This window comes from Muribaculum intestinale (genome assembly GCF_002201515.1).
Lineage (GTDB): Bacteria > Bacteroidota > Bacteroidia > Bacteroidales > Muribaculaceae > Muribaculum > Muribaculum intestinale.
On sequence record NZ_CP021421.1, the window covers coordinates 2,881,865 to 2,907,026 of the forward strand.

Annotated in this window: 20 protein-coding genes; 15 read left to right on the plus strand and 5 right to left on the minus strand. The window is 50.8% G+C overall.

Going from position 1 to position 25,162, the window contains the following annotated elements:
- The first annotated feature begins 94 nt into the window (after window positions 1-94).
- Window positions 95-1,708 (plus strand): RNA-binding domain-containing protein, encoded by a 1,614-nt coding sequence (locus tag ADH68_RS11835; RefSeq protein WP_068962033.1) that lies wholly within the window; start codon window positions 95-97, stop codon window positions 1,706-1,708.
- Between the two features lie 375 nt (window positions 1,709-2,083).
- Here the strand turns inward: ADH68_RS11835 and ADH68_RS11840 are convergent, their stop codons facing one another.
- The 4 genes from ADH68_RS11840 to ADH68_RS11855 form a co-directional block, all read right to left on the minus strand.
- Window positions 2,084-3,025 carry a hypothetical protein gene (locus ADH68_RS11840; RefSeq protein ID WP_068960650.1) on the minus strand — a complete coding sequence of 314 codons (942 nt, stop codon included), beginning with the start codon at window positions 3,023-3,025 and terminating at the stop codon, window positions 2,084-2,086.
- 62 nt (window positions 3,026-3,087) lie between these two features.
- On the minus strand, window positions 3,088-3,870 hold the full coding sequence (gene istB / locus ADH68_RS11845; protein WP_068961956.1) for an IS21-like element helper ATPase IstB: 783 nt from the start codon (window positions 3,868-3,870) through the stop codon (window positions 3,088-3,090).
- A 37-nt stretch (window positions 3,871-3,907) separates the two neighbouring features.
- Entirely contained in the window at window positions 3,908-5,509 is a 1,602-nt protein-coding gene (gene istA / locus ADH68_RS11850; protein WP_068959738.1) for an IS21 family transposase, read from the minus strand.
- 99 nt (window positions 5,510-5,608) lie between these two features.
- Window positions 5,609-6,430: a transposase gene (locus ADH68_RS11855; RefSeq protein WP_232321490.1), complete on the minus strand. Its 822-nt coding sequence runs from the start codon at window positions 6,428-6,430 to the stop codon at window positions 5,609-5,611.
- 506 nt (window positions 6,431-6,936) lie between these two features.
- Between ADH68_RS11855 and folD the strand changes: the two genes are divergently transcribed.
- The 8 genes from folD to ADH68_RS11895 all read left to right on the plus strand — a co-directional run bounded on the left by folD (window position 6,937) and on the right by ADH68_RS11895 (window position 16,277).
- The gene (gene folD, locus ADH68_RS11860; RefSeq protein WP_068960648.1) at window positions 6,937-7,824 is read left to right on the plus strand and encodes a bifunctional methylenetetrahydrofolate dehydrogenase/methenyltetrahydrofolate cyclohydrolase FolD; all 888 of its coding nucleotides are present in this window, start codon (window positions 6,937-6,939) and stop codon (window positions 7,822-7,824) included.
- A 33-nt stretch (window positions 7,825-7,857) separates the two neighbouring features.
- Complete coding sequence (locus ADH68_RS11865) at window positions 7,858-9,039, plus strand: CapA family protein (RefSeq protein ID WP_084274007.1); 1,182 nt, start codon at window positions 7,858-7,860, stop codon at window positions 9,037-9,039.
- Between the two features lie 67 nt (window positions 9,040-9,106).
- Complete coding sequence (locus ADH68_RS11870; RefSeq protein WP_068960646.1) at window positions 9,107-10,099, plus strand: lipoate--protein ligase; 993 nt, start codon at window positions 9,107-9,109, stop codon at window positions 10,097-10,099.
- Between the two features lie 93 nt (window positions 10,100-10,192).
- Window positions 10,193-11,305, plus strand: coding sequence for a glycine cleavage system aminomethyltransferase GcvT (gene gcvT, locus ADH68_RS11875; protein ID WP_232321488.1), 1,113 nt, complete (start codon window positions 10,193-10,195; stop codon window positions 11,303-11,305).
- A gap of 64 nt (window positions 11,306-11,369) precedes the next feature.
- Entirely contained in the window at window positions 11,370-11,735 is a 366-nt protein-coding gene (gene gcvH / locus ADH68_RS11880; RefSeq protein WP_068960645.1) for a glycine cleavage system protein GcvH, read from the plus strand.
- A 37-nt stretch (window positions 11,736-11,772) separates the two neighbouring features.
- A complete protein-coding gene (gcvPA, locus tag ADH68_RS11885) occupies window positions 11,773-13,104 on the plus strand; it encodes an aminomethyl-transferring glycine dehydrogenase subunit GcvPA (RefSeq protein WP_068960644.1) in 1,332 nt (443 codons plus the stop codon).
- Between the two features lie 374 nt (window positions 13,105-13,478).
- Window positions 13,479-14,936: an aminomethyl-transferring glycine dehydrogenase subunit GcvPB gene (gene gcvPB, locus ADH68_RS11890; RefSeq protein ID WP_068960643.1), complete on the plus strand. Its 1,458-nt coding sequence runs from the start codon at window positions 13,479-13,481 to the stop codon at window positions 14,934-14,936.
- A 12-nt stretch (window positions 14,937-14,948) separates the two neighbouring features.
- Window positions 14,949-16,277 carry a dihydrolipoyl dehydrogenase family protein gene (locus tag ADH68_RS11895; RefSeq protein ID WP_068960642.1) on the plus strand — a complete coding sequence of 443 codons (1,329 nt, stop codon included), beginning with the start codon at window positions 14,949-14,951 and terminating at the stop codon, window positions 16,275-16,277.
- A 12-nt stretch (window positions 16,278-16,289) separates the two neighbouring features.
- On the opposite strand, the gene ADH68_RS11900 is transcribed toward ADH68_RS11895, so the two are convergent.
- Window positions 16,290-18,548 (minus strand): helix-turn-helix domain-containing protein, encoded by a 2,259-nt coding sequence (locus ADH68_RS11900; protein WP_068960641.1) that lies wholly within the window; start codon window positions 18,546-18,548, stop codon window positions 16,290-16,292.
- 122 nt (window positions 18,549-18,670) lie between these two features.
- Here ADH68_RS11900 and ADH68_RS11905 point away from each other — a divergent pair, with 122 nt between their 5' ends.
- Genes ADH68_RS11905 through ADH68_RS11930 form a run of 6 tightly spaced genes read left to right on the plus strand, consistent with a single transcriptional unit; the run spans window position 18,671 to window position 25,162 of the window.
- Window positions 18,671-20,488, plus strand: coding sequence for a right-handed parallel beta-helix repeat-containing protein (locus ADH68_RS11905; RefSeq protein WP_068960640.1), 1,818 nt, complete (start codon window positions 18,671-18,673; stop codon window positions 20,486-20,488).
- A gap of 20 nt (window positions 20,489-20,508) precedes the next feature.
- Window positions 20,509-22,023: a Y-family DNA polymerase gene (locus tag ADH68_RS11910; RefSeq protein WP_068960639.1), complete on the plus strand. Its 1,515-nt coding sequence runs from the start codon at window positions 20,509-20,511 to the stop codon at window positions 22,021-22,023.
- The gene (locus ADH68_RS11915) at window positions 22,020-22,259 is read left to right on the plus strand and encodes a hypothetical protein (RefSeq protein ID WP_068960638.1); all 240 of its coding nucleotides are present in this window, start codon (window positions 22,020-22,022) and stop codon (window positions 22,257-22,259) included. The genes ADH68_RS11910 and ADH68_RS11915 overlap by 4 nt, the downstream gene beginning before the upstream one ends.
- A gap of 46 nt (window positions 22,260-22,305) precedes the next feature.
- The gene (gene menB, locus ADH68_RS11920) at window positions 22,306-23,124 is read left to right on the plus strand and encodes a 1,4-dihydroxy-2-naphthoyl-CoA synthase (RefSeq protein ID WP_068960637.1); all 819 of its coding nucleotides are present in this window, start codon (window positions 22,306-22,308) and stop codon (window positions 23,122-23,124) included.
- Window positions 23,125-23,126: 2 nt separating this feature from the next.
- Complete coding sequence (locus ADH68_RS11925; RefSeq protein ID WP_068960636.1) at window positions 23,127-24,179, plus strand: o-succinylbenzoate synthase; 1,053 nt, start codon at window positions 23,127-23,129, stop codon at window positions 24,177-24,179.
- A complete protein-coding gene (locus ADH68_RS11930) occupies window positions 24,170-25,162 on the plus strand; it encodes an AMP-binding protein (RefSeq protein WP_068960635.1) in 993 nt (330 codons plus the stop codon). The genes ADH68_RS11925 and ADH68_RS11930 overlap by 10 nt, the downstream gene beginning before the upstream one ends.

Genomic DNA, 25,162 nt, shown 5'->3' on the forward strand with positions numbered 1-25,162 from the left:
ATCGAATAATTCAGTCATATTTGTAAGCATCTGATTTTTCGTAGTCTGTATGTCAGGAAATTTTCGTAAATTTGCATTTATAAGTGCAATAGATATGGATACGCCTTCTTCTTTCAGCCTTGAAATGCTGGCAACATATAAAGAAAACTCCCTGCTTGAAGTCAAGTCGGCCCGGGGAGGTCTGCCTAATTCCTTATGGGAGTCTTATTCCGCTTTCGCCAATAGCGAGGGCGGAGTGATTGTGTTGGGTGTAAAGGAAAACAGTAAGGATGGTTCGCTATATGTCGAGGGTCTTGATGATGTGCATAAGCTGCTCAAGGATTTCTGGAACATGGTGAACAACCGGCAGAAAGTCAGTTGCAATATCCTCACTGACAGCATGGCGGTTCCTGACAGGATTGAAGGAAAGGATGTGATTGTAATCCGTGTGCCGCGAGCCGAGCGCACTTCGCGTCCGGTATATGTCGGCTCTGACCCGCGAACCGGAACGTATCGCCGCAATTTCGAGGGCGATTACCATTGCTCGATTGATGAGGTGTCGCTGATGATTCGCGATTCTGCATTGGTGACGGATGACAATAAACTGCTGACCGACCTTGACGTGTCGGTATTTTGTCCGGATACGGTAAAGTCATATCGTAATATATTTCAACTCATTCGCCAAAACCATCTGTGGAATAAAGAGGATGACGCAATGTTTTTGCGTCGTATCGGTGCGGTGCGCGAGGATAAGGATACAGGCAAGTTTCATCCTACTGTGGCAGGACTTCTTATGTTTGGCTACGAATATGAGATAACCGCTGTATTCCCAAATTATTTCCTCGACTATCAGGAAAACCGCACCAACGGCATCTATGCCCGCTGGACTGACCGCATTACGTCGCAGTCGGGAGATTGGAGCGGCAACGTGTTTGACTTCCTTTTGAGAGTGATTCCCAAGTTGCAGGCTGATTTGAAAGTGCCCTTCATGTTCAAAGGCAATCAACTGAATGAGGACACCCCATTGCACAAGACGGTGCGCGAGGCTACAGTAAATATGCTTGCAAACGCTGATTTCTATGGTCGTCGCGGTGTAATCGTACAGAAAGGAGCCGACGGTTTCAGATTTGCCAACCCCGGCAGTATGCGTGTGTCGCTTGCCGAAGCGATACAGGACAGCGCATCAGATCCACGAAACGGTGTAATGATGAAAATGCTTGCGATGGTAAAATATGGCGAGCGTGCCGGCAGCGGTCTTCAAGGCATTTTCAAGACATGGCAGAGCGTATATCACTGTGCGCCCAAACTGGAAGTGACAACCTCCGGCGGCGTTGACCGCACAACTCTTACCCTCGGTTTTGAAGGACACCAGCCCGATATAGAGGCGATGAAACTTCTCTATGACAATCCTGATGAGCTTATTGAGGTAAGTGATACACCGAAAAGTAAGGGAGAAAGTAAGGATGTCCCTCAAAATGGAGAGAGTGTCCTTCAGAATGTCCCTCAAAACAACATAAACGTCCTTCAAAACGAAGAGGATATCCCTCAAAACGAAAGTTTCGATATTAAAAAGGAGATAGTTAAATTGATCAATGAAGATTTACAAATCACTCGCGAGCATATTGCAAAGGAGTTAAACATTTCTTCAAAGACCGTAGGACGCTATCTTTCAAAACTCGGGATTTCGTGGGAAGGACATCCTAAAACTGGGCATTGGAAACTCCCCTAAAAGGAATAACTGTTATCGTTTGATAAGTATTTTTAACTCTGGAAGTGTTGGATAATCGCTGAAAAATCAGTAATTTTGCTCTCAGTCATGTCCCACATGGCGTAAGAACATTGAAATCTGTAGGAGTATAGAAAGGGAACGCGCCCTGAACGCTCTCGGATTAAATGTCTGATAGACACGATACTTAATTTATAGTCCCATTGTCCAAGTGGGACCACTACTATCAATCAAAAGTCGCTGAATTTCAGCGACTTTTCTTTTTGTCGCTGATTTCAGTCCCCTTTTTAGTCCCCTGACGTATCACACACAATCATAGAATTTCATATACCTGATAGCTCTGCGTGGGTGAATGTTTATGAACTGTTATGTTTGTTCTTATTTCTTGATCTTATACTTTCTTTCAAATTCTTCTTGTGCTACTTGAGGCCAGTAGTCTTCGATGAAGTCTTTTATCCAAGAATACCGATCACTCTTATCGCAGTAAAGTTTTACCAAATAATCCATCCTTCTAGCAGGACTTAATGTTTCTTCTTTGCATGGTTTAAGGCTATTAATCATAGCCGGATTCAAAGTTATCAGCATGTCGATTACTTCTTTCTCGTCCTTCGGGTCTGTTTTCCATTGAATGCCCCCCATAAGTCGTGTTGCTGGAGAGACTTGATCTTTAGAATATCTTCCAAGCTTGGGAACAGATGGGTAAAATAACGAAGCAAAAGAATAGAGGGCTATTGTCTTATCAATAACACTAAAGAACTCAGAGAGATTTTTAACATACTTATTTATAAATTCTATTCTCTTCTGGCCGTTAAAGACAAGCATGTCATCGAAAAATCGCATGAGGGTTATCTCGGTCGCTTCAACCCCATCCTCTCCAATTAGATGGTTTGTAATATTGACAGCCTCATGGACATTATCTTTTATATGTTCATGGATTTTAATCACCAGCCACTTATCAATAAGTGTGGTCATAACATTAAGTGTCTTCGATGAAATGTTAAGTTCCTCCGCTTGATTTTCCAGTATGTTAGGTAATTGATTGGGTAGAGAGTCAGTGGCCTTTTGGAGCTGCTTTTTATCAGCCCTACTGAGACCTTCTATGTTCTCTGCCGTCGTCAATGCTTTCCCAACCTCATTTTCATAAGAATTCAGCATCTCAGTTAAGTTTAAATCACCTACAGATTCACCGAATAGAAGAAAATTTAAAATCCTAGAGAATCCACTATCACCACTACCTAAAATCTCGTCTGCTATAGTCGCAAGCAATCTCTTATCACTCATTAATTGATCCTCAACGAAGCTCAAAAATGTATCTAACATTTGAAAAGGGACCCGGATAGCATTTGAAAAGGGGACCACCCGGGATGGGGATGCAAAGATAATTATATTTGTTGAGTCATCATTTCCTGAGTTTCTTTCATGCGGTATGATTTGCCTGTCATGTTAAGCAGTATAGCCTTGTGGGTCAGGCGGTCTACCATTGCGGTGACCAGTACTTTGTCGTCAATAATCTCGTTCCAGCGGTTGAAGGCGAGATTGGTTGTGACGACGGTCGTCTTCTTGTCGGTGCGGAGGGAGAGATGGTTAAAGAGCATCTCTGCGCCGGCCTTGTCGCAGGAGACGTATCCGAACTCATCACAGATGACCATGTCGTATCTCTCGAACTTGTTTTCCAGCGACCGGAGTGTCAAAGCGTTGCGGCACTCGCGTATCTGCGTGAGCAGTCTTGGCACGGATGTGAACAGCACCGAGTGTCCGGCATTACATGCGGCGATACCGAGAGCTGTCGCCAGATGAGTCTTGCCTGTTCCGGGATTGCCGTATAGAATGAGGTTGCGTCCGTTTTTGATGAAGTCGAGTGTCTCGAGTGTCGGGAGCGCTTTCCGGGCATCGGCGGGCAGAGCGTCGGTGTCGATTTCGTTAAGATAGCGAAGTTGCGGGAACCCTGCGTTTTTGATGCGGTGACGGCGCTGGTTTTCAGAGCGGTTCTCTTTTTCGCGCCGGAGCAGTTCGGCTGTAAACCGCCATAGGTTCCATTGTTCGTCGGCGCTCTGCTGTATAAGCAGGTCGATGTCGCGCCGCACAAGCGGGAGTTTAAGGTCGAAAGCGCATGAGCGAATGAGCTCCCGAAGTCCGTCACGGTCTGTTTCATGTATGTCTGTCATTGTCATTCAGTGTATTGGTTGTTTTTTGGGGGGGTATTCAGTCTGCCTGCGATGCGCGGGTATATTCCATAAATGATGAAAGCATGTCAAGGGTATGGCTTGCCGAACTTTCTATTTCAGCCTGTTGCGGGTCGGGAACGTTCGTTGCCGCGATATCGGCGGTTGACTGCATATGTCCTTCCGCCGAGATCATCTGAGCCTGTATCTGTTCAGATGAGAGGCGCTGGAGCCCGCGGGACGAAAGACTTGTGGCGGCACGGACGATGTCAGTGTATGCCAGATTGTTGTCGCGGGTGAACACAAGCAGTTCTATGAAGCTTCGCGGAGACTCGCGGAAGTGTTCGCGGTAAAGCGCCGCCACCGACGGATGTACCTGTTGCAGAGCCACAGACCGCCCCAGAGCGGCCGGTTTGCGCAGGAATGTACCCAGATAATGCATCAGGTCGATGACCCAGTCGCCGGAGCGTCGGCTTCGGGCATGATTGGCCACCTTGTCGCGTCCGTAAAGCACCACGATGCGCTCGGAATACAGCTTTACCGCCACCTGCGAGCCCACCAGACGGTCGGGCACAGAGTAGTGCACTCCGTCAACGGTTATCGTTGAATACTTTCCGACGCGGTACAGCCGCTGCTCGAAGCAGCCGATGTCACCGTGGTCCAACGGACGTAGCGCCGCCAGATCGGCCTGTATGCGCAGGCGTTTTTCTTCCGCCGACATGTTGGACGCCTCTGTGTTGAGCCTGTCGCAGACTGCCGCCAGATGCGTCTGCGCGGCATCCAGGGAGTCAAACCGGACCTCGAACGAGAATGCACGACGCCGGATATATTCCACCGAACGTTCCACCTTGCCTTTTTCCCATCCCGAGCGAGGGTTGCAGAAATGGGGTGTGAAACAGTAGTGTACCTCCATGCGCAGCAGCGCATCCGTGTGCTCGCGGTCGCGCCCGAGGAACTTCTTTACGGCGGTACGCATGTTGTCATAGGCCATCACGCGCGGGGTGCCCCCCAACTCCCGGAAGCAGTTGCGGTGGGCTTCCATAAGAGCCAGGGTATCTTCGCGCGAAAACAGATATGCCTTGCGCATATTGCTGTGGTCGAGGGTGAATACCGCCATGTGAAGGCGAGTCCTGACTCCACCGATCCACAGGGTAAGCACGCCCCAGTCGAACTCGCAACGGAATCCAGGCTCATAGTCCTGACGGATATATGCCTTTGCAGGCTTTTCTTGCGACTTCGGCGCTGCCTCCAGCGCACGGACATACTGACATACTGTGGAATAGGCGATACGCACGCCATCGTCCTGAAGACGTCGCCACATATCGAGCTTGCGCATCTGCTGCTTGTGCAATCCGGCAGCGACGTTCTCCCGGTTGCGGGCGATAAAACCATCGATGCGACGGCGGACATCATCGGTCACAACACGCCTGACGCGTCCGCTGCTGTCATACTTCGGCCTGGTCAGCAGATAATCGTCAACCTCCCGCTCTGTCGGTGACGGGCCGGCCTCTCTCTCGAACTCGCGCAGATACTTGCGCACGGTCTTGCGGCTCATGCCGTTGCGGCGCGCTATCTCGCGGATGCTCATCCCCTCGCGGCGATGAGACAGAATAATGGATGTTTTTTCCTCCATGTGTAGCATTTTGTGGAATCGTTGATGTCGTTCTTTCTAATCAACGATATCCGGTTGAACTTACCCATGGGGTGGGTCCCTTTTCAATTGCTCTACCTGGGTCCCTTTTCAAATGTTAGATGCACTCTGCTGTCGATACACCTCTTTAAGAGCGAAGAGACGCTTGCTTTGCTCGGCGGTGAGCGCGATGTCAACGGTGTGTATCTTGCAGATTCTGTTCCATTGCCCTATCTGTTTGGAAAGCAAGCCGAGCAATCGACGGCGGAGTTTGACAGTGGCCGCCCTGCTGTGTTTGCGATGCTTGGCATAGGTGAGTCTGGCGCGGTCAATATCACGATACTTGTTGCGCGGCAGCCGTTCCTTCTGCGCCTTACAGGTCTTTGCAATTAGAGATTGAAGCCACTCGCAGCATTCCCACAACAGTTTTACATCTGTCGGGAACCGCAGATGGCTCTCGTAGCAGGTGGCATCGGTCAGACACAAATCCTTGTTTCTCAGCGAGCCGCCCCATTTGCCATACAGGATTTTCTGCAGTTCTCTGATGTCCAGAACTCCGGCTATGCGCTGACGGATAGCACTGACTATCTTGCCGTTCTTTATGGGCTTGGCGGGATCTATGAGCACCCCGCAGAACATCTGCATGTGTATGTTGCCGTTGAGCATCTCGATCAGGCCGTCATCCGATTGTCCGGTATATGGTTTGAGGAACATCAGCGCCACCTCTCCCTCCGGCGGGAACATCGGCGTGTTGCCTTGAGGATGCGTTTTGGGAAAATGCGAGCGGATTTTCTCTGCCAGCTCCTTCAATGGCAGTTGCGCATGGATGCGCCCGAGCTCGCTTACGGCAAAACTCTCGCGATATTTTTGCATAAAATCGAACTCGGTAAACGGCAACGTGGCCGTAATCTCAGATATTTTCCGTAACTTCACGAACATTTATTTTTAAGAATTACCCCCGAATAAGCCCGTGATGGGTTCATCGGGGGTTCTTTGTAAAGTTACAAAATATCTATAACTCTGCCAAATAATCAGTTAGCCATTAACTGAATATCCCTATTTAAGAATTAGGAATGAACACTACGAAAATGTCCTTTCAAAAATAACGGGGTGGTTACTTCATTATAAGTGTAGTTCATTTTAAGATTATTTTGGACTATGAATATTGTGAAATTGTCCAGAAACAACTAACTTTGTAATGAACTATCGAAGTTGTGTAGCGACACTACTTCGGCAAAATTAGATTATTGAAAAATCTTGAATAATAAAGGTGCCTCTATGGTGGTTTAGTGCCTATTATAGAAGCGTTAAATATTTGAACCACACTCGTTTAGCCATTAGCTGATAGAGCAAGTGGGACCACTGAAAACAGTTTATCCTAAGATTGAGGATAAACTGTTTTTGTTTTTAGTGATAACCGGTTAACATTATTCCCTTATATGACACTTATTGACGGCAAAAAAGTCGCCGACGAAATCAAACAGGAGATTGCAGCCACTGTAGAGAAGATGGTGGCTGAAGGTAAGAAACGTCCTCATCTGGCTGCCATACTTGTAGGACACGATGGCGGTAGTGAGACTTATGTGGCCCATAAGGTGCGTGCGTGTGAGCAGTGCGGTTTCACATCCACTCTCATTCGCATGGAAGACGATGCAACCGAGGCCCAGCTGCTTGAGGCTGTAGAACGTCTCAACAATGACCCGGATGTCGATGGTTTTATCGTGCAGCTTCCTCTCCCGAAGCATATATCGGAGCAGAAAGTAATCGAGGCGATTGATTACCGCAAGGATGTCGATGGCTTCCATCCGATTAATGTAGGGCGTATGTCCATAGGTCTGCCCTGTTATCTTTCGGCTACTCCGGCAGGTATAATCGAGCTTCTTGCCAGATATGAGATCCCCACAAAGGGTAAACATTGTGTGGTACTTGGCCGTAGCAACATAGTAGGAAAGCCTGTCGCATCGCTTATGATGCAAAAGCATATCCCCGGCGATGCCACAGTGACTGTATGTCATAGTGCTACCGTTAATCTCAAGGAGATATGCCGTGAGGCCGATATTATTATCGCCGCTCTCGGCCAGCCCGGTTTCGTCACCGCCGACATGGTAAAACCCGGTGCTGTGATTGTCGACGTAGGCACAACCCGTGTACCCGATGCAACACGCAAGAGCGGTTTCCGCCTGCGCGGAGATGTTGATTTCGACAACGTCGCTCCTTTGTGCAGCTATATCACACCTGTGCCGGGTGGGGTAGGTCCGATGACCATCTGCTCCCTGATGAGGAATACACTTCTTGCCGGACAGGGAGCGATATATCCACGTAACTGAGAATCCGGGGTAATCATATAAGCGTTTTGCGCGATGACGATTCTATCATGCCTGTTACTGTCGCTCGCCTCCATGCTTTCGTGGGGTGAGCAGGCCTCATCGGTCGATTTGGTGTTTGCCGGAGATGCCATGCAGCATCAGGCTCAGATTGACGCTGCTCGTCGCGCTGACGGCACATATGACTACTCTCAATGTTTTTCAGAGATTTCTCCTTATATAAAGGGAGCCGATTACGCAGTAGTAAATCTTGAGACTCCTCTCGGGGGCGCTCCATACACAGGCTATCCATGCTTCAGCGCCCCCGACGAATATCTTGATGCTTTATCCTCGGCCGGATTCGATATGATGCTCACGGCCAATAATCACACTCTTGATCGGCGTGACCGAGGACTTGTGCGCACACTCGACCGTCTTGACGCATCGCCGGTTGACCATTTGGGCACATACCGCAATGCTGCCGAACGCGACTCCGTATTGCCGCTATTGCGCGACATTGCAGGGTTTCGTATCGCGTTCCTTAATTATACTTACGGTACCAACGGCATAACGTTGCGCACCGATGCCGTTGTCGACTATATCGACCGTAGCCGGATATCCTCTGATATAAGGCTCGCACGCATGAAGGGTGCCGAGGTGGTAGTGGTGTGTATGCATTGGGGAGAAGAGTATCGGCTTCAGCCAAATGCCACGCAGCACTCGTTGGCTGATTTTCTTGTAGACAATGGCGCGGATGTCGTGATTGGAGGGCATCCCCATGTGATACAGCCAATGGAGATGCGCACGGATTCCCTCGGACGACGTGCTCTCGTAGTGTATTCGCTCGGTAACTTCATTTCCAACATGCGTACGCGTGATACCCGTGGAGGAGCTGTAGCGCATGTGCGTCTGACACGCGACCTGCTTGGCCGTGCTGTCGTGGACACTGCCGATTACCGGTTGTTCTTTACAGTGCCGCCGACTCCGGCTGTGCCCAACTTCCGGCTGATTCCGGTCGAGGTCGTGTCCGACCCTTCACGCACAGATATACCTGTGCAGTGGCGCAACGCATGCTCCGATTTCACCCGAAGCGTCGAGTCCGTATTCCGCCGGTATAATAAAGATGTTCAGCGCGATTCATCATCTTTGCGTCCACGCATTTTTCCTCTTCCTGCCATAAATCTTTCCGACCACACCATTCCGTTGCGTGCATTCGGCGAATTTGCCGACGATAAATAGTGGCGATTTATTTTTGTCTTTCGGGAAACATTCGCTAAATTTGGGCATTGACCAAAATCTTTTCCCGATGAAATACGCTCAATTGCCGTGTGAAACCAAATCAAGGCCATTGCCGTTTTATCTGGCCATGGAGGAGTATCTTGCCGGACTTCCGTGCGATGACGAACTTTTCTTTATGTGGCAGGTTGCTCCTACTGTAATTTTCGGTCGCAACCAGCGTATCGAGAGCGAGGTTGACGTAGATTATTGCAAAAGCCATGGCATACAGTTCTTCCGCCGCAAGAGTGGTGGCGGATGTGTATATGCCGACGGCGACAACATAATGTTTAGCGCGATAATGCCTCGAAGCGGTGATGTTTCCACAATGTTTTCGCGATATACGCAGATGGTGGTTGATATGTTGGCCTCTCTTGGATTTGACGCATGCGCCTCGGGGCGCAACGATGTCCTGGTCGGCGGCCGTAAGGTATCAGGCAATGCCGTATATATGCTTCCCGACAAATGTATCATTCATGGCACTATGCTGTTTGACACCAATCTGCAGCATATGATTAATGCAATTTCTCCCTCCGGGACCAAACTTGATGCACGCGGTATATCGTCGGTAAAAAGCCGTATCACCACTCTCCGCTCAAATAACCCGGAACTTGATATCTCAGAATTCAAGAAATATGCGAGGCATGCTTTTTGTGGCGACGAGGTATTTGCCTTGACTCCGTCGGACGTTGTCGGCATACATCACCGTTCTCTGGAGTACTACCACCCGTCATGGATATATGGCGATAGCGTGAGCGATACCCATTCCCACATAAGGCGTATAGAAGGGGTGGGGGAATTCAGAGTATGCGTCTCAACCCGTCTCGACTGTATAGATAATGTGTTAATTTCCGGTGATTATTTTCCGTTGGCCGACGTTGACAGGCTTTTGTTGCGTCCACTCCGTGGTTGCAGATACAATCCCGCGGCTGTGGCAGGCAGGCTTGCCGAGCTGGCTACTGACACATCGGCAGTTATAATGTCGCTTACGCCTGAAGCGTTTGTCTCTCTATTGTTTGAATGAACAGGAGCGACAACAGACCGTAATGTCATGAGAAATCTTGCGTCAGTCGGTTTTTGATAGAGTTTTACGAATTAAATAATCAACCTAAATATAATGATGGAAACACAAGATAACAAACCTACCTGTCTCCATTCGCGCCACGTCGGGCTCGGCGCGCTTATGTCGCCATTCGGGGGATTCCACATGCCTATACAGTATGAAGGAATCGTCGAGGAACATAATGCAGTGCGCAATGCCTGCGGTGTGTTCGATGTGAGTCATATGGGCGAGATGTGGGTCAAGGGGCCTGATGCCATGCGCTTCGTCAATCATATTTTCACTAACGATGTCGCTGTCGGACAATCCGGAAAATGTTTCTACGGCATGATGCTAAACGAGCAAGGTGGCGTTGTCGATGATTTGCTTGTATATAAATTATCGGATACCGAATTCTTCCTTGTGTTCAATGCCGCCAATATAGAAAAAGACCGACGCTGGATTTCCACCCATGCTGAGGGATATGATGTGACACTTGAGGATTTATGTGACACTCTTGGCGAAATCGCCGTGCAGGGGCCTTTGGCTGAGGAAGTGATAGAAAACGTACTTTCATTGCTGTGTGCCGACCTCGGATTTTATACATTCCGATGCACGACATGGCGCGACAGTGAAATAATCGTTTCGCGTACCGGATATACCGGCGAAGACGGATTCGAGATATACGCCTCACATGAAGTGATATGTACTATGTGGGATGCGCTTATTGAGTCGGGGCGTTGTGCTCCATGCGGACTTGGATGCCGCGATACACTGCGCTTCGAGGTCGGACTCCCTCTTTATGGCGATGAACTCGACGAAGATATATCGCCGGTGGAGGCGGGACTCTCTACTTTTGTCAAACTTGATAAAGAGGGTGGATTCATCGGTCGTGATGCGGTTGCCGGCGTTAAAGAGGAGGGGCCCAAGCGCCGCCTTGTAGGAATCGAACTCTCCGACCGTGCTATTCCCCGTCATGGCTATGATGTGCTTGATGCCGATACGGATTGCGTCATAGGCCATGTCACTACCGGCTATCACGCTATATCAACGGATAAATCCGTGGCGATGGCTCTGATTGAGGCGCCATATGCCTCGTTGGATACTCCCGTGAAGATACGTATACGACGCAAGACATTCCCGGGGCGCGTTGTGAAGAAACGCTTCTATGACAAGCGTTACAAGAAATAGATTTTACGCTTGGATTTTCTCTACTGAATCATAAATAATTAAAACAGTCCATTATATAATTCCCATGAGCAAGACTTATTATTCTCCGACCCACGAGTATATCACTGTAGAAGGCAACACAGGCATGATTGGCATAACCGACTATGCGCAGCATCAGCTTGGAAACGTAGTTTATGTCGATCTTCCTGAAGTCGATGACGAGGTTGTGGCCTCACAGGATTTCGGCGGTGTCGAAAGTGTGAAGGCGGCCTCCGACCTTATCTCCCCGGTAAGTGGCACTGTGATTGAAGTCAACGAGGAGCTTGCCGACAATCCTGGTCTCATAAACAAGGACGCCATGAACACCTGGATTATAAAGGTGGAACTTTCTGACCCTTCAGAGCTTGAAGGGCTGCTCGACGAGGCCGGCTATCGCGCATTGATAGGCTGACTTGTTTGCTGATTCGGGTTACATAATCTTTACCGTCATGGCTTATCATCACTATTTCCCTCACACTGACGAGGATGTTGCCGCCATGCTCGACCGTTGCGGCATGACGTCGCTCGACCGGCTTTATGACGACATCCCGGAGGAACTGTTGCTCGCACGTGAGTACAATCTCCCTGCGGCGAAGTCTGAAAAGGAGGTGCGCGATTTCTTCGCCTCTCTTGGAGCCGAGAACCACACTCTCACATGTTTCGCGGGGGCAGGCTACTATGACCATTACACTCCGGCGGCCATTCCGTCGATTCTTTCGCGCTCTGAGTTTCTGACGGCCTACACTCCTTACCAGCCGGAGATTTCCCAGGGCACTCTGCAGTATATATTCGAGTATCAGACAATGATGGCGGCGCTTACAGGAATGGAGGTCAGCAACGCATCAATGTACGACGGCGCTACCGCTGCGGCCGAAGCGATGCTGATGATGGTGGCGTCGTCACGCAAGCGCAATCGTGTGCTTGTGAGCGCCACAGTGCTTCCGCAAGTGCGTGCCGTGATGGCTACGTATGCGCATTATCATGGCATAGTACTTGATGAGGTGCCTGCAACCGAAGGTGGTGTCACCAATCGCGAAGCTCTTTCAATGATGCTTGCACAAGGCGATGTGGCAGGTGTGCTTGTGGCCACTCCCAACCGTTTCGGCATACTTGAGGATTATACCGGGCTTGCCGATGAGGCACATTCCGCCAAGGCACTTCTTGCCATGTATGCCAATCCGTCGGCTCTTGCCGTAATCAAGACTCCGGGAGAGTGGGACGCCGACATTGCTTGTGGCGATGCTCAGCCGCTCGGCATGCCGTTGAACTATGGTGGCCCGTATCTCGGGTTCCTCTGTTGCAAGAAGGCCCATATACGCAAGCTCCCGGGCAGAATAGTCGGCGCGACTGTCGACGGCAACGGACAGCGTGTGTTTGTGCTCACTCTTCAGGCTCGCGAACAGCATATCCGTCGTGAGAAGGCTACAAGCAATATATGTTCCAACCAGGGACTTATGGCCCTGTTTGCTACCGTATATCTCTCGCTTATGGGACCTGACGGCATGCGGGAGGTAAATGAGGCGGGAGCCGCCAATGCCCGATGGCTGCTCGAAAGAATCGAGGCTACAGGAAAGGCCCGTATGGCATGGCCCGATGCTCCATGGCTCAACGAGTTTGTACTTGACACGGATGCCACAGTCGACGATGTTATTTCCGGGGGCATAGACCGAGGTGTGCTCCCCGGAGTGAAAATCGGCGACCACAGGATTCTTGTGGCTGTAACTGAGATGCGCACTGAAACCGAGATGCAATCATTGGTCGATATATTCGCATCAATCTGATTGCCTGTAACACTTAGAGCTTGTTTAATAATAAATGTTGCCGCCAGGGTCGTATAGCTTGAGTCGATTTTCGACATGTGCCGAAGGAGCGTACTTTATGTACATGACCGCAGGGACAGGGCGAAAAGCGGCCAAGATATACGAGACAAAAGGTAACTTTATAACCTATACAATCTCTTGGCTGCTTCTAAAATAAATGCAAAAATATATCAACTATATGAAACAAATTACCTCCCGTCGGTCATTCGCCGGCATATTTCCGCCCGTTCTTCGGTCGTTATGGGACCCCATAACTCCCTCATCACAAGCGAAAATCTGCCCGACGACTGACCGCCCTGACGGTAACATTTATTATTAAACAAGCTCTTATAGCTATGAACAGGAAATTATACGGCAATCTTATATTTGAGTTGTCGCGGAACGGACGCCGCGGCGCCACTCTCCCGCCTCATGCCTCAGCCCACGGGCTTGATTCCATCCCCGCATCGCTCATGCGCTCGCTGGCTCTGCCTCTGCCTCAGGTTGATGAGCCGGCCGTTGTGCGTCATTATACCAACATGAGCACCAACAACTTCGGAGTCGACACCGGTTTTTATCCGTTGGGTTCGTGTACGATGAAGTACAATCCTAAAATCAACGAAGAGATGGCCTCACAGCCGGCATTTGCTTCGCTTCATCCGATGCAGCCTGACACTACTACACAGGGAGCATTGCGGTTGTACTGGATTTTGCAACGCATGCTCTCCGAAATCGGAGGTATGGCGGAGTTTACGCTTAATCCATATGCCGGAGCACACGGAGAACTTACCGGTCTGATGGTAATTCGCGCCTATCATGAGCAACGCGGCGATACTCGCCGGACCAAAGTCATAGTGCCCGATTCGGCCCACGGAACCAACCCTGCAAGTGCCGCAGTAGCCGGACTGTCGGTAGTGGAGGTCAAAAGCCTGCCCGATGGCACGGTGGATATCGATGCCCTGCGCCCTCTGCTCGACGACACTGTGGCTGCCATGATGATGACCAATCCCAACACACTCGGCATGTTTGAGCGCAATATTCCGGAAATCGCACGTATGGTGCATGATGCCGGTGCGCTTATGTATTATGATGGAGCCAATCTTAATCCACTGATTGGCAAATGCCGTCCGGGCGATATGGGATTTGATGTAATGCATGTGAATCTTCACAAGAGTTTCTCCACTCCGCATGGAGGAGGCGGCCCTGGCTCCGGTCCGGTAGGAGTACGTGCCGGGCTTGAGCATCTGCTCCCCAATCCGCGTGTGGTGCGTAATGCCGATGATACATTTTCGGTGGTTGAGAGCGAAGAATCCCTCGGCAGGATTAGCGGTACGCTCGGCAATTTCGCCGTGCTGCAACGCGCTCTTTCATATCTGCTTACTCTCGGACGCGAAGGGCTGGCCATGGTAGGGCCTCTTGCCACACTCAATGCCAACTATATAAAGGAATCGTTGCGCGATTTATATCTTCTGCCGGTAGATGGAGTATGCAAGCATGAATTTGTATTCGACGGATTGCGCGACAAGTCGGGTGGGGTGACGACACTGCATGTCGCCAAACGTCTGCTTGACTACGGCTATCATGCCCCGACCATATATTTCCCCCTGCTGTTTCATGAGTCGCTTATGATTGAGCCTACCGAAACCGAGTGTCTTGAGACCATCGACAGTTTTATAGCTGCCATGCGCGAGATTGCCGAGGACGCTTCATCGCGTCCGGAATTCGTCAAGGGTGCCCCTTACGAGACCCCTGTGGCTCATGCCGACGATACTGAAGCGGCTCTTCATCCAAAGGTTACATTCTTTGACTTGTAATAGCTCCTTTATATGGACCACAAGGAATTTGACAATATAATAATAGGCGCAGGCCCGGCCGGAATGCGGGCCTGCGCTATTGCTCGTGAGAGGGGCGAGAGCGTGTGCGTGGTCGAACGCAGAGAGGTAGGTGGCACATGCCTCAATCGCGGCTGCATACCCACAAAGGCTCTTGTCCAGTCGGCATCGGTGATATCTGTTGTCGCATCAGCCTCCGGCTTCGGTGTCGGGATAGCGGGAGAGATACAGCATGACTATTCCGTAGCATCCGCCCGTAAGGATGAGGTGGTGGCTTCGTTGCGAAAAGGCGCAGAAATGTCGATAGGCGCCGGGATTGTAGTATATGGTGATGCACGTATAGTTTCTGCCGACACGGTAGAGGTCGGAGGTACGTTGCTGCATGCTGCAAAGCGGATGATAATTGCCTCCGGCTCACGACCTGCACGGCTCCGTGTGCCGGGCGCTGAACTTGCTATAACGAGCGATGAATTTCTGCGCCTGACCGAACTTCCTTCGGAACTTGTGGTAATCGGCGGAGGAGTGATAGGTATGGAGTGTGCATGCATAGCCCATGCTTTCGGCTGCAAGGTGACGGTGGTGGAATATTGTCGGGAGATACTTCCAGGCCTTGACGCAGAGATGGCCAAGCGCTTGCGCTCGATGCTGTCGCGCCGTGGCGTGACTGTCGTTGTCGGTGCTCAGGTAACATCGCTGGAGTCGACCGAGCAAGGGGGAATAACCGTAACATATGCCGATCGGCGTGGCGACCATACGCTTACAGCTCCGATGGTTATGATGGCTACCGGACGGCGTGCGGTACTTCCTGACGGGTTGACTGATACCGGTGTAGTGCTTACGGCCTCGGGGGCTGTATCCACTGATGACAGAATGATGTCGTCGGTACCGGGCATCTATGCCATAGGCGACTGCAACGGACGCCTTATGCTTGCGCATGCAGCCTCTGCCCAGGCTGAAGTAGCCATGGGTGTGCGCGATTCTGTCGAGAGTGTACCGTCTGTTGTGTTCACGTTGCCTGAGTGTGCTCAGGTTGGTACGCTGAATTCCGACACTCCCGGTGCGCTGATTGTCGGCAAAGCAATGTATGGAGCCAACGGCATGGCTTCGGCTATGGGCCAGACAGAAGGTTTTGTTAAGGTAGCGGTAGATGCTGCAACCCGTCGTATTGCCGGATGCTGTGCTATAGGGGCCGGAGCCGATGCAATAGTGCAGGAAGCGTCGATAGCGATGGCCGGGGACATGACAGCCGACACTCTGCGCACACGTGCGGTGTTTGCACATCCTACGCTCTCCGAACTGCTGTTGTCGGCGTTGCCCCTCTGAGAATAGTCCGGTTTACGGATTGAGATGAGTCAGCACGATGCGTATTTCGTTGAATGACACTTTGTTGCGTAGCCTTTCCCTGATTTCGGTAAGTGTCGGCACGCCATCGAAATTTTCAACGGCTTTGGTTATGCTGTCGATGGTGCTGTCGTCAAGCAGGTCGTGGATATCAAGTTTTCCTTCCTGCATAGCCTTGGTAAGGTGAGTCCATATTGTAGACTCCGCCAGGCCGCGGCGTTCGGCTATTGCAGTCGGGGTGAGTCCGTCGCCGAACATACGGAAACTTTCTATCCACGACGCTTCCTTAGGCTCTTTTGGGGGCTTCTCTTTCTTCACTTTCACCACCTTGGGCATCTTCTCAACCGGTTCTGCCGGCTGATTGACAGTAGGGTACGATGTCGATGAGTCTGACGTTTTGGTGCTCTTTGCCGTGGGCTTACGGCGTGTGATTTTCTTCGACTTGTCGCGTGTGGCCTCGGCAATGGCTCTCTGCTTATTGTTGAGATAGCCCGGTATTGTGAATCCCTCGCGGGCGATTGCGTCGAGCAGGAGCAACCGCGCTTTGGTGGTCTGAAAGAGGTCGGTCACGAGTTCTTTGAATCGCGATGCCGTAGTCTTGTTGCTGATTGACACATCGGTGATGCGTTCAAACATAGGTTCGAACAGTTTGAGCAGAGTGTCGTGGAAATATGTCGCGCTGCGTTTTACCCTATCGAGAGTCGCGTCGGAGTGTAGGTCGGCGTCGCTCATGCGCCGCAGTACCGGGAGCCATTTGTCGGCGACTTCAAGCACTTGTGTGCGCAGGTCGGTGACCAGTTCGCGGTGTATTGTCACGATTTGTGGATACGTGCGCCGGCAATGCTCTCCGACAAACCGTGCAAGGCGCTCCTCACATTGCCATATGGCGCCGAGCGAGAACAGTTCGGTCACAAGCATGCGGAAGTATGCTTCCTTTATCATCGGCAGCCGCTCGATGCTTCGCGCCGCTTCGTCCTGCTGCCGGCTGACATACTCCGACACTCTGGTGTCGGTCATTATGGCTTCCGGTGTGATAGGGGTAGCGAGTACCATCCCTTCAAGCGATTTGCACCGGCTTAGAGCTACATACACCTGTCCCGGAGCAAACGACGACCCTGCGTCGATTATCGCATGCTCGAATGTAAGCCCCTGGCTCTTATGTATGGTGATTGACCATGCAAGTCGTATGGGGAACTGTGTGAACGTGCCTTGTATATCTTCGGTAAGCTCACCGGTGGTATCGTCTACACGATAGCGTGTGTTCTGCCATTCGGCAGTGGAGACCTCGATGGCTTCATCGCCGCAAGCTACCGTTATCTTGTCTTTCTGCAGATTTACGATATGTCCTATCTTACCGTTGTAATACAGGCGTGCGGGTGACGGGTCATTACGTACAAACATCACCTGGGCACCGGCCTTCAGCGTGAGTTCTGATGCTGTCGGAAATGATGTCTCGGGGAATGTGCCTTTTACCTCGGCATGGTATGTCACCGACGGTGAGGCAATGCGCGAGAGACAATCATTGTTATAGCGGTCGGCAAAGGAATTGTGTGTTGTGAGGCGTATATATCCAGAACCCTGTGGCGCGATGAATTCCGGGATGTATCGCGAGTTGAGAATACCGATGTCTTCACGTCCGAGATTTCCGGTACGTATGTGATTGAGCAGATTGATAAATGTGAGGTTCTGCTGTCGGTATACTTTTGTGAGCTCGATGGTGACGTAATCAATCTGTTGCAGTGCACGGCTGCTGAAAAAGTAGGGGGTGGGGTAATGCGGAGCCAGCAACTCCTCGTCCTGCGGAGTCATGATTGGAGAAAGTTGCTGGAGGTCGCCTATCATCATAAGCTGTACGCCGCCAAACGGGCGACTGTCGCGGCGGTATTTGCGCAGAGCGTTGTCGATGGCGTCGAGCAGGTCGCTACGCACCATTGATATCTCATCGATGACCAGCAGGTCGAGCATGCGGATTATGCGCAGCTTGTCGCGGGAGAAACTGAACTTGTCGCGTATCTCTATTCCGGGAATATATGGAGAAAGCGGGAGTTGGAAAAACGAGTGTATTGTAACGCCGCCTGCATTGATGGCCGCCGCACCTGTAGGCGCGACAACTACAATTGATTTGGAACTATGCTGTTGCAGATTGCGCAGGAATGTGGTTTTGCCCGTTCCAGCCTTACCTGTAAGAAAAATGCTTGTGTGGGTATGCTCGGCAAATTCCCATGCCCGTTGCAGTTCCTCGTTCTGTTCCATACTGCAAAGTTACATATTATGGTGCAATTACAGTGATATTTGCCGCTGCCAATTGATTCAGGTACACAAAATTTATCCAACACTATCGTACTGAATCGACTATAAATGAATATCTTTGTGATATGGATATTATAAAGAGAAAAATAAGAAGAGCCATCGTGTCGATTACAATGTTGCCGTGTTTCGTCGTATGTGCCGGTGCTGAGTCTCGCGATACGGTCCGCGTGGCCGATTTCGGTGCGGTGGCCGATTCGTATGTAAACGCGGTGGAGGCTATCCAAAGAGCGATTGATGCATGCAGGGAGAAGCCCGGGGCAGTCCTGTCGTTTGCTCCCGGACGTTACGATATATGGCCTGAGGGAGCTGTGCGTAAAGAGATATACATCTCCAATACCTCGTCGGAGGTAGAATGCCCGTCGAAGATTAAGACCATAGGACTACATATGTATGGCCTGGATGGAATCACTGTAGAGGGGAATGGCGCTACTTTGATGATGCATGGCTCTATTACCCCTATTGCAGTGGATTCATGTGTGGATGTCACATTGTCGGATTTCGCAGTGGATTTTGAAAGGCCGGGTGGTTCCGAACTGACCTACACCCGTGTGGCACCCGGAAAAATCATTGTAGGCACTCACCGCGACACGAGGTATGATATAAGAGGCCGACGTCTGCGGCTGATTGGCGAAGGGTGGTGTACGGAGATACCCCACTGTATTAAGTATACACCTTCGGACCGTCATTTTCAGTATTCGCATGACTGGGGCGTGCTGTCGGGGTGTGATGTCGAGGAGCTATCGCCGGGTAGTCTTCAATTTGACGTTCCCGAGGATTTCCGTCCTGAGGAAGGCGCCACGCTCACCATACGTGATATAATCCGCCGGGAGGTGGGCATGCTGAATATACACAGCCGCAATACCCGACTGGAGAATCTTGATATACGATATATGCACGGGCTCGGTATCGTGAGCCAGTACAGTACTGATGTCACGCTCAGAAATGTAAACTGCATGCCCGATTCGGAGTCGGGACGAATACTCGCCTCTTCTGCCGATTTTGTCCACTTCTCGGGATGTCGCGGGCATATAGATATTGTCGACTGCAACTTTGCGGGAGCTCAGGATGACGTAATCAATGTGCACGGAACCAATCTGCAGGTGACGTCGGTAAACGGAGAGCATGGCCTTACCGCTCGCTTCATGCATCATCAGAGCTATGGTTTCAGAGCGTTTCATGTCGGTGATACCGTGGCATTTGTCAATCCGGCTACAATGAGGCGCGATGCCATTGCCGTAGTTTCAGGTGTGAGAATGGATAAGGAAAATCCTCGGGAAATCGGACTGACGTTTGATGCTCCGCTTCCGGCAGGATGCATATCGCCTGGTACGACCTGTGTCGAGAATCTTACATGGACACCTTCGCTCCATGTGAGCGGATGCACGATGACGAGAATCAGTACACGTGGCATTCTGGCTACCACTCCACGTCGGATTGTGATAGAGAACAATCGTTTCGAGAGGATTGCCGGTACTGCAATCCTTATCGAATCAGATGCCCGCGACTGGTATGAGTCGGGGCCCGTCTGTGACATGACTGTACGCAACAATTTGTTTGTCGATTGCGGGTACAATAATAGTATGAATGGCGCCACGATTGCCCTGAATTCATCGAATACAGAGGTCAGCTATGATAATATAGTGCATTCGGGGGTTGCGATTACGGACAACCGGATAGAAATATCAGGCGAGAGGCCCGTAGTATATGCCAAGTCGACAGGTAATCTGAAATTCTCGGGCAATACGGTGGCAGGCACAGACACCCCGCTATTCATACTGCGCGGTTGTGCTGATGTTGTGATTTCCGGCAACGTGATGGGTACTCCTCGTGTCGAAAATACTGATTGCCGTAATGTGAAAGTTTCAGGTAATATTCGTGACTGACTGTTGCAGCGACATATCCTATGGATAACAGACAGCGAAGTTATATAGCCATTGACCTGAAATCGTTTTATGCCTCGGTCGAGTGTGTCGACAGAGGGCTTGACCCGCTTGACACCAATCTCGTGGTAGCCGACTCTTCGCGCACGCAGAAGACAATATGTCTGGCGGTATCTCCGAGGATGAAAGAGTACGGGCTGAAGGGGCGTCCTCGTCTCTTTGAAGTCGTGCAGCGCATACGTGAAGTAAATATCGCGCGTAGCCGCAATGCTCCAGGTGGTAAATTTACCGGTAGATCATATTCGGCCATGGAGCTTGCGTCGCATCCGGAAATGGCTGTTGACTATGTGGTGGCAAAACCTCGTATGGCCGAGTATCTGCGCAAGAGCGCCCAGATATACAAGGTGTATCTGCGATACATCTCGCCGGAGGACATTCATGTCTATTCGATTGATGAGGTGTTTATCGATGTCACCTCGTATCTTCGCAGTTACGGTGTCACTCCCCACGAACTTGCTCTTAGGATTATACGCGACGTGCTGGCTACTACCGGCATCACTGCTACGGCGGGAATCGGCACGAATATGTACCTGTGTAAGGTGGCTATGGATATCGTGGCAAAAAAGATGGCTCCAGACAAGGATGGAGTTCGCATCGCCGAACTTGATGAGATGAGTTACCGGCATATGCTGTGGGACCATCGTCCGCTGACTGACTTCTGGCGTATAGGTCGCGGTATCTCGCGCCGTCTTGAACAATATGGAATAACAACGATGGGCGATGTGGCGAGATGCTCGATAGACAATGAGGAATTGCTCTATTCTATGTTCGGGGTGAATGCCGAGCTGCTGATTGACCATGCCTGGGGGTGGGAACCTGTGACGATGGATATGGTAAAGGCATATCGCCCGGAAAACCGCTCGATGGGAAGCGGCCAGGTATTGAGTTGTGCGTATACGGCAGATAAGGCTCGTGTAGTTGCGCTTGAGATGGCCGAGACTCTGTCGCTGGAACTTTTCCGCAAGGGATGCGTGACCGACAGGATTATGCTTGGGGTGGGCTATGATGCGTCATCGCTGACTGATCCGGATATTGCAATGCGGTACCACGGGCGAGTATCCTCTGATTTTTATGGACGCCCAGTGCCTTATCACACCCATGTTACAGCCAATCTGTCGGAGTATACGTCATCGACAAGCATGATTGTGCAGGCGGTGTCAGAGCTGTTTGACGGGTCGGTAAACCATGATTTGCTTGTGAGGCGCCTGACAGTCACCGCCATGCGTGTGGCTGATGAAAAGACAATGCATAGGTCCGGCTCAGATACGAGCCAGCTGGAATTGTTTGTGGACTATGACAAACTGCAGGCCGAGCGGAAAGAGAAGGAACAGAAGATGAAGCGTGAGCGCAGTCTGCAACAGGCGCTATTGAGAATCAAAGACACATATGGCAAAAACGCCATACTGCGTGGTCTCAATTATGCGGAGGGAGCAACTCAGCGTGAGCGTAATTTCCAGATAGGAGGACATAAGGCATGAGCAAGTATGATGATATAATAGATATGCCACGGCATGTGTCGGCAGTGCGCAGACCGATGTCTACGGAGGCTCGTGCCGCACAGTTCGCGCCATTTGCGGCGCTGACAGGACATGATGAGATACTCAGTGATACCGTGCGTGTCAACGAGAGGGAATATGAAAGTGAACCCGATGATTTTTCGGAATCCACCGGAGGATGCCGTATGTATCCATATGATGCATCCGTGGATGAATGATAGATGGAAATTTTGTATCTTTGCAGTAAAATAAAATATACCGGATATGAGAGAATGGACTACTATCAAGGAGTATGAGGATATACTCTTTCAGCAATATGGCGGAATAGCCAAGATAACAATCAACCGGCCTCAGGTGTATAATGCGTTTCGCCCTAAGACCAATGAGGAGATGCTCGACGCGATGGCCATATGCCGCGAACGCGCAGATATCGGAGTGATAGTGCTCACCGGTGCCGGCGACAAGGCATTCTGCTCAGGCGGCGACCAGAAGGTGAAAGGAATCGGTGGGTATATCGACGACAATGGAGTGCCGCGTCTCAATGTGCTTGACCTCCATAAGGCCATACGCAGCATCCCTAAGCCTGTTATCGCTATGGTCAACGGCTATGCCATAGGTGGTGGCCATGTGCTGCATGTGGTGTGCGACCTTACAATCGCCTCGGAAAATGCACGGTTCGGGCAGACCGGCCCGAAGGTGGGCAGTTTCGACGCCGGCTTCGGAGCAAGCTACCTGGCTCGTTGCGTAGGCCAGAAGAAGGCTCGCGAGATATGGTTTCTCTGTCGTCAATACACGGCGAAGGAGGCTGAGGAGATGGGTATGGTCAATAAGGTTGTGCCGTTCGAACGTCTCGAAGATGAAACAGTGGAGTGGTGTGAGACCATACTTAAGCGTAGTCCGATGGCTATACGTATGATTAAGCGTGCTCTTAATGCTGAACTTGACGGACAGCGCGGTATGATGGAATTTGCCGGCGACGCTACATTGCTTTATTATCTTATGGCCGAGGCTCAGGAGGGGAAGAATGCATTCCTTGAGAAACGCGACCCCGATTTCAGCAAGTTTCAGAAATTCCCAGGCTGACAGTGAAAGCTGAATACTGTCGTTACCGGCTCGTGTTTCATGAGCCGGCAATCACATCGCGCGATGTGATGACCGATAAGGAGACTTACTTTATCCGTATTTCCGACGAGCGACGTCCGGGGATATACGGAATCGGTGAATGTGCTCTTTTCCGTGGACTGAGTGCTGACGATACTCCCGATTATGAGGATATGCTGGCACAAGTCTGCGCGGATATCTCCCGGCAGGGTCTTACTGCATTCGTGCCGTCGGACAGCAGTTCCATACGGTTCGGTGCTGAGAGCGCGTTGGCCGACCTGCGCAACGGCGGCCGCAGACTTCTTTGGCCGGGGAGATGGACCCGCGGTGAAATCGCTATCCCTATCAACGGACTTATATGGATGGGAAGCCATGACCGCATGCTGGCGAGAATCGACGAGAAGATTGAAGCGGGATTCAGGTGTATAAAACTGAAAATAGGCGGCATACGATTTGATGAGGAGCTGAATTTGATAAATCATATAAGGGAGCGCTATGCGCCGGAGGAGCTGGAATTGCGTCTCGACGCCAATGGCTCTTTCACGCCTTCGGACGCGTTGTGTAATCTCCGGGCGCTTGCGCCTTATGGCATACACTCGATAGAGCAACCTATAAAGGCCGGACAGACTGAGGCCATGGCTGAGATATGTCGGAAGAGCCCTATTCCCGTAGCGCTTGACGAGGAACTTATCGGATGTCGTGATACCAAATCGAAGATTGCGCTTCTTGACAGCATAAAGCCTCAGTATATAATATTGAAACCGTCGCTCTGCGGTGGCTTTGCGGCATCAGAGGAGTGGGCGGCGCTGGCTTGCGAGCGTGGCATAGGATGGTGGGCTACGTCGGCTCTCGAGAGTGATATCGGTCTTAATGCAATAGCCCAATGGTGTGGCTCGATGAATACTAAGATACCTCAGGGGCTTGGCACCGGACGTCTTTATGTCAATAACATCGCATCTCCATTGCGCCAGATTGGTGACGGACTGCGGTATGACCCGGAGGGCGTTTGGGAGCTGCCTGAGATGGAATGGAAATAATGTTGTCGATTCCCAAAATAATTGATCCTGACGGTCTGGCCTCGGAGTTTATAAAGGAGTGGCTGTCGGACAGTCCTGTCGTTTATGCCAACACTTCAGGCTCGACTGGTGTGCCCAAGCGAATCATGTTGTCGAAGGCAGATATGATTGTGTCAGCTAAAGCCACGTGCCGTCATTTCGGTATAGTGGCATCATCGGTGCTTCATCTTCCGCTTTCTACCGATTATATTGCGGGTAAAATGATGGTGGTAAGGGCTTTTGTGAGTGGTGCGACGCTGATTGTGGAACGTCCGTCAAACCGACCTTTGGACTTTTTACCTACGGAAATCAGGCATGTCGATCTTACGGCTGTCGTGCCGTCGCAGGTAGGCGGATTGCTTTCAGGGAAGTATGTCGAGCGACTGCGTAATGTCATTGTCGGCGGGGGCGCTTTGGCAGCAGATATCGAGTGCAGACTTAGGGAATATCCGGTTGTGAGCTGGGCTACCTATGGCATGACGGAGACATGTAGCCATGTGGCTCTGAGAAATATCACTTCAGGACAGGATACTTATACCGCACTTCCTGGAATAATGTTTGAGACTGACTACAGGGGATGTCTGGCGATAAATGCACCAGGATATTCGTTTGGGCGGCTTGTTACCAATGATGTGGTAGAACTTGTGTCGGAATCGGAGTTCAGATGGCTTGGCAGATATGACAATGTTATAAATTCCGGAGGCATAAAACTCCATCCTGAGGAGATGGAAAAACGTCTCGAAGGGTGCGTATCGTCGCCATTCTATATAGTTGGACGTCCGAGCGAACGGTGGGGTGAAGAGGCCGTTATTGTGATGGAAAATGCTACGGATGCCGAATGTGTGGCGATAATGGAGTGTGCTCGCAAGAGTTTGGACCGGCGTTCCGTTCCTAAGACGGTAATAAACGTGCCGCGCTTTATTTATGCCTCAAATGGCAAAATAAAACGCGTGCTTCCTTGTTGA

Bases quoted from the DNA above. Each gene is read 5' to 3' on its own strand.
- ADH68_RS11835 (WP_068962033.1), top strand. From the start codon at position 95: ATGGATACGCCTTCTTCTTTCAGCCTTGAAATGCTGGCAACATATAAA.
- ADH68_RS11840 (WP_068960650.1), bottom strand. From the start codon at position 3,025: ATGTTAGATACATTTTTGAGCTTCGTTGAGGATCAATTAATGAGTGAT.
- istB (WP_068961956.1), bottom strand. From the start codon at position 3,870: ATGACAGACATACATGAAACAGACCGTGACGGACTTCGGGAGCTCATT.
- istA (WP_068959738.1), bottom strand. From the start codon at position 5,509: ATGCTACACATGGAGGAAAAAACATCCATTATTCTGTCTCATCGCCGC.
- folD (WP_068960648.1), top strand. From the start codon at position 6,937: ATGACACTTATTGACGGCAAAAAAGTCGCCGACGAAATCAAACAGGAG.
- ADH68_RS11865 (WP_084274007.1), top strand. From the start codon at position 7,858: ATGACGATTCTATCATGCCTGTTACTGTCGCTCGCCTCCATGCTTTCG.
- ADH68_RS11870 (WP_068960646.1), top strand. From the start codon at position 9,107: ATGAAATACGCTCAATTGCCGTGTGAAACCAAATCAAGGCCATTGCCG.
- gcvT (WP_232321488.1), top strand. From the start codon at position 10,193: ATGATGGAAACACAAGATAACAAACCTACCTGTCTCCATTCGCGCCAC.
- gcvH (WP_068960645.1), top strand. From the start codon at position 11,370: ATGAGCAAGACTTATTATTCTCCGACCCACGAGTATATCACTGTAGAA.
- gcvPA (WP_068960644.1), top strand. From the start codon at position 11,773: ATGGCTTATCATCACTATTTCCCTCACACTGACGAGGATGTTGCCGCC.
- gcvPB (WP_068960643.1), top strand. From the start codon at position 13,479: ATGAACAGGAAATTATACGGCAATCTTATATTTGAGTTGTCGCGGAAC.
- ADH68_RS11895 (WP_068960642.1), top strand. From the start codon at position 14,949: ATGGACCACAAGGAATTTGACAATATAATAATAGGCGCAGGCCCGGCC.
- ADH68_RS11900 (WP_068960641.1), bottom strand. From the start codon at position 18,548: ATGGAACAGAACGAGGAACTGCAACGGGCATGGGAATTTGCCGAGCAT.
- ADH68_RS11905 (WP_068960640.1), top strand. From the start codon at position 18,671: ATGGATATTATAAAGAGAAAAATAAGAAGAGCCATCGTGTCGATTACA.
- ADH68_RS11910 (WP_068960639.1), top strand. From the start codon at position 20,509: ATGGATAACAGACAGCGAAGTTATATAGCCATTGACCTGAAATCGTTT.
- ADH68_RS11915 (WP_068960638.1), top strand. From the start codon at position 22,020: ATGAGCAAGTATGATGATATAATAGATATGCCACGGCATGTGTCGGCA.
- menB (WP_068960637.1), top strand. From the start codon at position 22,306: ATGAGAGAATGGACTACTATCAAGGAGTATGAGGATATACTCTTTCAG.
- ADH68_RS11930 (WP_068960635.1), top strand. From the start codon at position 24,170: ATGGAAATAATGTTGTCGATTCCCAAAATAATTGATCCTGACGGTCTG.